The 8,115-nt window shown below is 64.7% G+C and carries 6 protein-coding genes and 3 pseudogenes; 2 read left to right on the top strand and 7 right to left on the bottom strand.

The features are described 5' to 3' along the window. Window positions 1–433: 433 nt before the first annotated feature. The 3 genes and pseudogenes from tyrS to EFK10_RS46520 form a co-directional block, all read right to left on the bottom strand. A complete protein-coding gene (gene tyrS, locus EFK10_RS46530) occupies window positions 434–1,696 on the bottom strand; it encodes a tyrosine--tRNA ligase (protein WP_127361655.1) in 1,263 nt (420 codons plus the stop codon). A gap of 62 nt (window positions 1,697–1,758) precedes the next feature. After that, a pseudogene (locus EFK10_RS46525) lies at window positions 1,759–2,160 on the bottom strand (DNA-3-methyladenine glycosylase); the annotation flags it as partial. Between the two features lie 70 nt (window positions 2,161–2,230). After that, window positions 2,231–2,863, bottom strand: a complete 633-nt coding sequence (locus tag EFK10_RS46520; RefSeq protein ID WP_127361654.1) for a DNA-3-methyladenine glycosylase — start codon at window positions 2,861–2,863, stop codon at window positions 2,231–2,233. A gap of 74 nt (window positions 2,864–2,937) precedes the next feature. Between EFK10_RS46520 and EFK10_RS46515 the strand changes: the two genes are divergently transcribed. Beyond that, a complete protein-coding gene (locus EFK10_RS46515) occupies window positions 2,938–4,551 on the top strand; it encodes a recombinase family protein (protein ID WP_164836520.1) in 1,614 nt (537 codons plus the stop codon). 440 nt (window positions 4,552–4,991) lie between these two features. On the opposite strand, the gene EFK10_RS48365 is transcribed toward EFK10_RS46515, so the two are convergent. The 4 genes and pseudogenes from EFK10_RS48365 to EFK10_RS46500 all read right to left on the bottom strand — a co-directional run bounded on the left by EFK10_RS48365 (window position 4,992) and on the right by EFK10_RS46500 (window position 6,996). Then, the gene (locus EFK10_RS48365) at window positions 4,992–5,135 is read right to left on the bottom strand and encodes a hypothetical protein (RefSeq protein ID WP_164836518.1); all 144 of its coding nucleotides are present in this window, start codon (window positions 5,133–5,135) and stop codon (window positions 4,992–4,994) included. A 66-nt stretch (window positions 5,136–5,201) separates the two neighbouring features. Beyond that, entirely contained in the window at window positions 5,202–6,296 is a 1,095-nt protein-coding gene (locus EFK10_RS46510; protein ID WP_164836517.1) for an IS4 family transposase, read from the bottom strand. A 74-nt stretch (window positions 6,297–6,370) separates the two neighbouring features. Further along, window positions 6,371–6,513: pseudogene (locus EFK10_RS53855) on the bottom strand (IS701 family transposase); the annotation flags it as partial. 162 nt (window positions 6,514–6,675) lie between these two features. Beyond that, window positions 6,676–6,996 (bottom strand): GatB/YqeY domain-containing protein, encoded by a 321-nt coding sequence (locus EFK10_RS46500; protein ID WP_240677371.1) that lies wholly within the window; start codon window positions 6,994–6,996, stop codon window positions 6,676–6,678. A 737-nt stretch (window positions 6,997–7,733) separates the two neighbouring features. On the opposite strand from EFK10_RS46500, the pseudogene EFK10_RS46495 reads away from it, so the two are divergent. Further along, window positions 7,734–8,115: pseudogene (locus EFK10_RS46495) on the top strand (aspartate/glutamate racemase family protein); the annotation flags it as partial.

The raw sequence follows: 8,115 nt of genomic DNA, 5'->3' as shown, positions 1-8,115 counted from the left end.
GGACGGGGTATCAACATATCTGGCGTTGACTTTTGGCACGCTGTTGAGTTCTCAAGGAACGGAAGCTTCCTTCGCGGCCGTTTCACCGGCCCCTCCGGACTTTCCCTTCGTTTCTCCAGCTTAGCAGACCCGATTTCTCGTTTCCGCCACCCTCTGAAGGGGGTTTGCTTTGACGTTTCCGCCTCGGCGTGCTCACTACGCTAGCGGATTCCTTCGCGACTTGCGAATTCACTCGCCGGATTCCACGCCAATAGCATTCGACGCGCATGAAAATGCGCCCGAATCTTCGGGACGGAGTCGTTTGTAGTGGGTGGCCGTCGGCCGGAGAATCCGGGCGAACCGGACGCACCGTCTCAAGCGGCTTGGGCTACATTACGCACGAGGGGCGGCAGAGTCAAGCTCTGCCGCCCCTCAAACGTATGGAATCAGCCGATCAGCCAACTTCGACGGCGGCGAGGTTCTTCTTGCCCCGCCTCAGGACCAGCCACTTGCCGTGGAGGAGGTCGGAGGGGGCCGGGACGGCGTCCTCGCTGGTGACCTTGGTGTTGTTGATGTAGGCGCCGCCCTCCTTGATGGTGCGGCGGGCGGCGGACTTGCTGGCCACGAGCTCGACCTCGGTCAGGAGGTCGACGACGGGGCCGAGTTCGGAGACCTTGGCGTGGGGCAGTTCACTGAGGGCAGCGGTCAGGGTGGCCTCGTCCAGGTCGGCGAGTTCGCCCTGGCCGAAAAGTGCCTTGGATGCGGCGATGACGGCGGCGGTCTGGTCGGCGCCGTGGACCAGCGTCGTCAGCTCCTCGGCGAGGGCGCGCTGGGCAGCCCGGGCCTGGGGGCGCTCCGCGGTGAGCTGCTCCAGCTCTTCGAGTTCCTCTCGGCTCTTGAAGCTGAGGATGCGCATGTAGGTCGAGATGTCCCGGTCGTCGACGTTCAGCCAGAACTGGTAGAACGCGTACGGGGTGGTCATCTCGGGGTCGAGCCAGACGGAGCCGCCCTCGGTCTTGCCGAACTTGGTGCCGTCCGCCTTGACCATCAGGGGCGTGGCCAGTGCGTGCACCTGGGCGTGCGGTTCGAGGCGGTGGATCAGGTCGAGGCCGGCGGTGAGGTTGCCCCACTGGTCGCTGCCGCCCTGCTGCAGGACACAGCCGTAGCGCCGGTACAGCTCAAGGAAGTCCATGCCCTGCAGGAGTTGGTAGCTGAATTCGGTGTAGCTGATGCCCTGGTCCGATTCGAGGCGCCGGGCGACCGAGTCCTTGGTGAGCATCTTGTTCACGCGGAAGTGCTTGCCGATGTCCCGTAGGAACTCGATGGCGGACAGGCCCGCCGTCCAGTCGAGGTTGTTCACCATGGTGGCCGCGTTCTCGCCCTCGAAGGAGAGGAAGGGCTCGATCTGGTGGCGTAGCTTTTCCACCCAGCCGGCGACGGTCTCGGGATCGTTCAGCGTGCGCTCGGCGGTGGGCCGGGGGTCGCCGATGAGACCGGTGGCGCCGCCGACGAGGGCGAGCGGCCGGTGTCCGGCCTGCTGGAGGCGGCGGATGGTAAGCACCTGGACCAGGTGGCCGACGTGCAGGCTGGGGGCAGTCGGGTCGAAGCCGCAATAGAACGTGACGGGGCCGTCCGCGAGCGCCTTGCGCAAAGCATCTTCGTCAGTGGACAGGGCGAACAGCCCGCGCCACTTCAGCTCGTCGACGATGTCCGTCACGGTCTTGTGTCTCCTTGAGTGGGGGTTACAGCGTGTCCGAGGGTACGCGGTCGGGCGACTGCTTATTGCGACGCCTTACGGCGGCGGGGCGCGTGCGCGCGGTACGGGCTGACCGTCGGGTCGCCGTCGATCCAGAAGCGCCACGGGTGGGCCGCGCCCTCGCCGCCGACGCCGGTGCGGGGGCCGGTGCGGATGGCGGAGGGGTCGGCCGGGGTGCCCTCCAGGACCTGGAAGAAGGCGTCGGCAGGGTCGGCGGGGCAGACGTCGGCGCCGTTGAGGGCGCGGTCGACGTCGAGTGCGGTGGCGAGGCGGGCGGGGCCCTGGGCGAGGTCGTGGGGGCGGCGGGATGTGGGGCGGTGCTTACGGGCGAGGTCGGCGCCCTCGATGATCTCGCCGGCGCGCAGCAGAACTCCGCTGGGGTCGCCCTCGGGGCCGCAGACCAGGTTGAGGCAGTGCCACATGCCTAACGCGCCCAAGCGAACGCAAACACAGCCCTTGCCTTCTCCTTCTCTACGTTCTCCTTCTCTACGTTGTTCAGCTCGTCCCACCTCGGCGGGGCGTGTGCCTGCGGTACGGACTAACAGTCGGGTCTCCTTCGATCCAGAAGCGCCAGGGCGTCTCACTCCCCCGGGAAACGCCCGTACGCGGACCACACGTGATCGACTTCCCTCCGCTCACGGCGCCCTCGCGCATCTGGACTAGCGAAATCGGGGCGCAGACATCCGCCCCATTGAGCGACCGGTCGACGTGCAGAGCGCGACCCAGCCGTCCCGGCCCCTTTGCAAGCTCTGAGTGGCTCTTGGCAGTCGGTCTGTGCCGCCGGGCCAAGTCCTCTCCTTGCACGATTTCCCCGGCCCGGATGAGCACCCCTGCTGCCTCCCCCTCGATGGCGCACACGAGGTTGATCGCCCAATGCATCCCATACACCCAGTACACGTACAGATGCCCTGGTTTCTCGAACATCACGGCATTTCGGAGAGTACGTCCCTTCCATCCGTGCGAGGCCGGATCGTCGCTCCCTGCGTATGCCTCGACCTCCGTCATCCGCAGCGCGATGTCTCCCTCCCCGGTTCTCCGCAGTAGTACGTGCCCCAGCAGTTCTGGGGCGACTTCGTGTGCTGGTCGCGCGAAGAACTCTCGGCCCATCAGTTGCCCCAACTCTGCCATTACAAAAATTCCTTTCGCGGATGGAAGGCTTGTCCCAGCAGCCAGACTCTTCGCGACCAAATTTAGGAGAACCAATGCCGCTTGAGGCGTGCGTCGATAGCATCGACTCCGTCGTGAGCCCCTTCAGCATAGAAGCACTCACCGACTGCCAACGGCGGGCCATCGTCTACATTCGCGTCTCCAAGGGCCGCGAGGAAATGTACAGCCCCGAGCAACAACTCTGGGAGTGCCAGCAGTACGCAAAGCGCAAAGGCATCCAGATCGTCGACGTAGTAGAAGACCTCGACAAGACCGGCCGAACGTTCGCTAAGCGCAAGATTGCCGCCATCACTGAGCGTATCCGAAGCGGCGAAGCGGAAATCGTCATCGTCTGGAAGTGGAGCCGTTGGGGCCGAAATAACTTGGCCTGTCAGGTCAACCTGGCCGAACTGGAAAAGGCCGGTGGGATTCTCTGCTCGGCTACCGAGGACATCGATACAACGACGTCCACGGGACGCTTCGCTCGCGACCAACTCCTCCTGATCGCTGCCCTCCAGTCCGATCAGATCGGCGATACGTGGAGAGAGACTCATGCACGGCGTCGACGACAGGGAAGGCCGCACGACGGCAACGAGCGCTTCGGATACCAGCATTGCCCGGAGTGTAGGAGGAATCCGGCTGAGCCGGACCAGTGGCTTCGGTGCGACAACTGCCAGGGCATCCTTCAGCCGGACCCCATTCTGGGGCCAGCGCTGGCCGAAGTCTACGAGCGGTTCGTGAACGGGGAGACGATGACTGTCTTGGCCCGAGAAATGAGGGATCGCGGCATCCGCTCGATTCGTGGCAAGGAGATGACCTCAACGGACTGGTACCAGGTGCTTGACACTGGGTTCGCGGTCGGCCTCATCCGGAGCCGCACCAACTGGCAACGGCAGTACCGAAGCCGCAAGCCCCACACCTATGACCAATGGCATAAAGGATTGCACCAGCCTCTCATATCGACGGAGACATGGGAGAAATACAAGAAGATCCGTAAGGATGCCCCTGAGCACGGCTGGACAACGGCTCCCAAGTACATCTCGTCGGGCTTCACCTACTGCATGGTGCCTGACGAGACCGGCAAGCCGTGTGGGTCTCAGATGGTCGCTTCTGTGGCATCTAGCCGAGGTCGTCAGCCGCAGCGAATTTTCAGATGTGCCCGAGCCATGCGATTCAAGACATGTTCCGGCGTGTCGGTCACGGTCAAGAAGCTGGAGCGCGAGCTCCATGAATGGCTGAAAGAGAACAAGAAAGGCGAGAACCTCGGTGCTGAGGCAATGCGTCGCGCTGCCGTTGCTCGGCGCGCCGAATCTGGTCTCAAGAATGCCCGCGCTCAGTTGACAGCGAAGCAGGAAGAGAGCAAGCGACTGCTTTCCTTCGCCCTAAAGGGCCTTGTCGCGGAGGACGAGTTCCGCGATCAAAAGGAGACCATCGAAGCCGAGGTTGAGGCGTTGCGAGCCCGTATCGCGGTGCTGGGGGCCGAATTGACAGGGACTGGGCTTCCGACGGCCCGGGACTTCGAGGCGTTCCTGGACCTGTGGCCGAAGATGTCGGTGGACAAGCGCCGGGCGGGACTGAAGCGCCTGATCGGCCGCGTCGAGGTCTACAAGACCCCTGGCAAGCGGCCGAATGAGGTCAGGATCGTGCCTCATTGGGGAGATTCTGTCTAGGCAGCGAGCGGGACAGGGCCAGGCTCTTTCTGGAGCTTGGCCCGCTGTTCCTCAGCCCAGACCCGGTACAGCTCGGGTCCAATGATCTCCCAGAAGTCTCGCCAGCAATCCAAATCCGACGGTAGACTCTCGCCCACTACTACTCCCCTTGGCTCGAATATAAGACTAGAGTGAGTTTACTGAGATGTCGCGGGAATCTGTTAGCCGCGAGAATCGGGGAACCAACGAAGAATCTCTCCCAGATTTAGCTCTGGGACGAAATGGCCAAAAAGGCCGGCCAGCAAGTTCATGATCTTCGTGGAGCGCTTGTTCGGGTACTTGCTGTCAAGACGTTGCAGGAAGAACATTGCGCCCAGACTATTGGCCGGGGCGTTGCCGTCGTAGGTCGTCGGCGTCCCGCTCGGGGCGAACGCCGACGGAATCGTGAACGGTGCGTTGGTCTAGGGGGTGTGGATCTGAAACTCGTGTGTGAGGAACCGCCCGCGGGCGTTCTCATCGACACGCAGGTAGTCGGCGAGCGTCGAGTCCTCCGTCAGGCCGGTGCGCCGCGGTGGCCGACGACGGCTGAGCTGAGCGGTGGGCATTGCTGGTCTCCGACAGCAGCAATAGTGCGACGAGCGATCTAGTACTCCAGTGTCAACGCCGTTGATTTAGCGCTTTGGCCTGGTAGTCAAGCCTTGCTCCATGACCATGACCTCGGCGTTGAGGGTGTAGTGCTGGACGGTGGTGGGGTGCTGGAGGGAGTTCTTGCTGTATTTGCTGGTCGGGTTCTTTCGGGTGCGGGCTTTGATCCGCTGTCGGCGGCGGGCGGGCAGGAGGTTGTCCAGGACGGCTCGGCCGATGGCCCCGGTCAGTACGGCGGCGCCGGTGGTGAGGACTCCGTTGGCGGTGGTGACCTGGTCGCGGGCGGTGTCCAGGGCGACGGTGAAACTGATCCGGTCGGGGTCCGGATGCGGATGGCCGGTGGTGGCGTCGTCGGAGATCCGCACGAGGGCCTGGTAGACGGTCAGCAGGGCGTACACCTCCTGGTCGATGTCCTCGGGACGATGCGAGCGCAGGACTCGGCCGTCCAGCATCGTGGCCTTGATCGAGAAGAAGGCCGTCTCGATCTGCCACCTCTCGTGATAAAGATCCACCAGTTCGCGGGCGGGGTAGCGGGTGTGGTCGGTCAGGCTGGTGGCCAGGCGCCACTGCTCACGGCGGACGGTGCCGTCGGAGTAGGTCACGGTGATCCATGCCTCGATGATCCGTACCGGTAGTTTCCCCATGCCGAACGTCGACAGGTATGAGCCGTCCGGCAGCCGCCGGATGATCAGCGGGATGCGTCGGGCACCGGAGCGGCACAGGAACTCCGCCCCGGTGGAGCGGAGCCGGCACAACAGGGGATAGCCGTCGAAGCCGGTGTCCAGCAGGACGAGCATCCCGCGAGTCAGCTGGTCCACCAGTCGCTGGGCATATCCGGTCTCTCCCGTGGTCTCGGGACCGAAGGCGGCGCTGAGAATCGCGCGGGTGCCGCATTCGATGAGCACGAGCAGTCGCAGCAGCGGGTAGCCGAACTCCAGGTCCTCGCCCTTGCGTTTGCGTTTCGTGTGGAGGGTGGCGATCTGCTCGCTGTCCGGCAAGTGCAGGCTGGTGCCGTCGACGGCCACCGTCCGCAGCCCCCGCCAGAACGCACCGGGGGTGTGCGGCCGGGCGACGGGGCCGGCGACGGTCTCGAACAGCACCTTGAACGGCTCGGACCCCACCCGGCGACGGGCTCGGCACAGTGCGGAGACGCACGGCCGGGCCAGGCCGAGAACGTCCAGGCCCGCGACGGAGGCGGGCCAGGGCGCGGATGCCCGGCGTGTTCGGCCAACTGCCAGCAGTTCTTGCGCTCGACGCCGCGGACACCAGCCCGAGCAGGTAGACGCGGGCGGTCGCCCGGGGCTCAACCCGCCCGAACCGGCCCGCGATCCGGGCCATGACCTGGTCGAACATCGCCTGCCAACGGACAGGGTCTACACCGTGGCCCGCGCCCACCGCACGATCTTCAGGAGTCCACACAAGCCCCGATGATCACGCGGTGGCCGTACCCATTCCCAGCCCTGCTCCTGCGTCGCTTCGGATGCGATGCGACGCCGTGTCCTATGCGGTGCCGGGACCGTCGAGGAAGCGAAGCAGCACGGCGGCCTCCGCGCGGAGCTGCGCGGCTCGGTCAGCGTGCGCGGGCGCAGTCAACTGCGCTGCAACCTCCAGTCGCTCGGCGGCCTCGGCGCGCACGACATCCACCACACTGCGCTCGCTCAGCTCACGCCGCGCTGCTTCGGTGGTGCCGACACCAACCGGCGACTGCTCAAGGGCCACGCCGCGGAGCTCAGCTTCGTCGACGGGCACCGCTTCAGCGTTGTCCAGCGCAGCAAGCGTTGTGCGCAGGGCACTCACCGCGGCCTTGTCACGGGCGCGCATCGCTTCCGGCAGTGCTTGACGCATACGAAGACGTAGAGACATGCCGGTGACCTTATGGCGGCGCCCCCGAACCCACAACGCGATATACGTGCAGCACCAGACTTCCCGCCAAGTGATGCGCTACACCCCCGACAAGATCGCGAAGTCAGACTGGAGTACTAGGTCTCACAGGTTCGTCCCCCGGTCAGAAGAATCTATGAGTTGGTGTCGTCAGGGCATGGACCAAACGTCGACGCTGGATGCGCAAAGTACTGACCGGGTGACCCGGACGGCGGGGCGGTAGCTGGATGACCTCTTCATGCTGGTCTTCGTCCAGCCGTGAATCATCCATGCGTCCGCTCCTCTGGAACGGTGGCCTTTGTCAGAAAGGCCTATGTCGCTCGGTTCGTCGCTGCTTTGGGAGGGATCCTTGATGGTGCTGCCATAACGTCCACCGACCATAGCGTGCCTACAGACTGCAGCGGCGGCCTGCAGGCAAAGATCATCTATGACACCTGGCGTCGAGGGACTCACATAGCTGGTGAGAGGTACCCGGAGCGGATCCGGATGGGGCTACTGTCTCGGACCGTCCCGCCCGAGCTGGTAGATCTCGGTGGACGAGGCCAGGGCGCGTGAGGAGGGGACCCGGTCCCTGACAAGGAGCTGGGGATGGAGCGCGATGTCCTCAAACGCTGCATGGTCCTGTGGGTTGCCGACGGTCACGTAATTCCCCAGGACGGCCGTGCGAGAGTGGTGCAATGAAGACCATCGGGTTACTCGGGGGCATGAGCTCTGGGAGTCCACGGCGGAGTACTACCGGCTGTTGAACGAGCTGACGCGTGAGCGGCTGGGCGGGCTGCACTCCGCGCCGTGCGTGCTTTATTCGGTGGATTTCGCATGGATCGAACAGCTCCAGGTCGAGGGCCGCTGGGACGAGGCCGGCAAGCTGCTGGCCAAGGCAGCGGTTGCGGTCCAGGCGGCTGGCGCGGACATGGTGCTGATCTGCACCAACACCATGCACAAGGTCGCCGACCAAGTGGCAGACGCGGTGCGGATCCCGCTCGTGCACCTGGCCGACACTACCGCGGACGCCGTACGAGCGAAGGGCCTGCGGCGCATCGGACTGCTGGGCACCGCCTT

The sequence above is a fragment of the Streptomyces soli genome, assembly GCF_003999195.1.
Lineage (GTDB): Bacteria > Actinomycetota > Actinomycetes > Streptomycetales > Streptomycetaceae > Actinacidiphila > Actinacidiphila soli.
Note: the sequence above shows the minus strand (reverse complement) of the source record. Positions and strands in the feature narration are given on the sequence as shown.

Bases quoted from the DNA above. Each gene is read 5' to 3' on its own strand.
- EFK10_RS48365 (WP_164836518.1), bottom strand. From the start codon at position 5,135: ATGCCCACCGCTCAGCTCAGCCGTCGTCGGCCACCGCGGCGCACCGGC.
- EFK10_RS46515 (WP_164836520.1), top strand. From the start codon at position 2,938: ATGCCGCTTGAGGCGTGCGTCGATAGCATCGACTCCGTCGTGAGCCCC.
- EFK10_RS46500 (WP_240677371.1), bottom strand. From the start codon at position 6,996: ATGCGCGCCCGTGACAAGGCCGCGGTGAGTGCCCTGCGCACAACGCTT.
- EFK10_RS46520 (WP_127361654.1), bottom strand. From the start codon at position 2,863: ATGGCAGAGTTGGGGCAACTGATGGGCCGAGAGTTCTTCGCGCGACCA.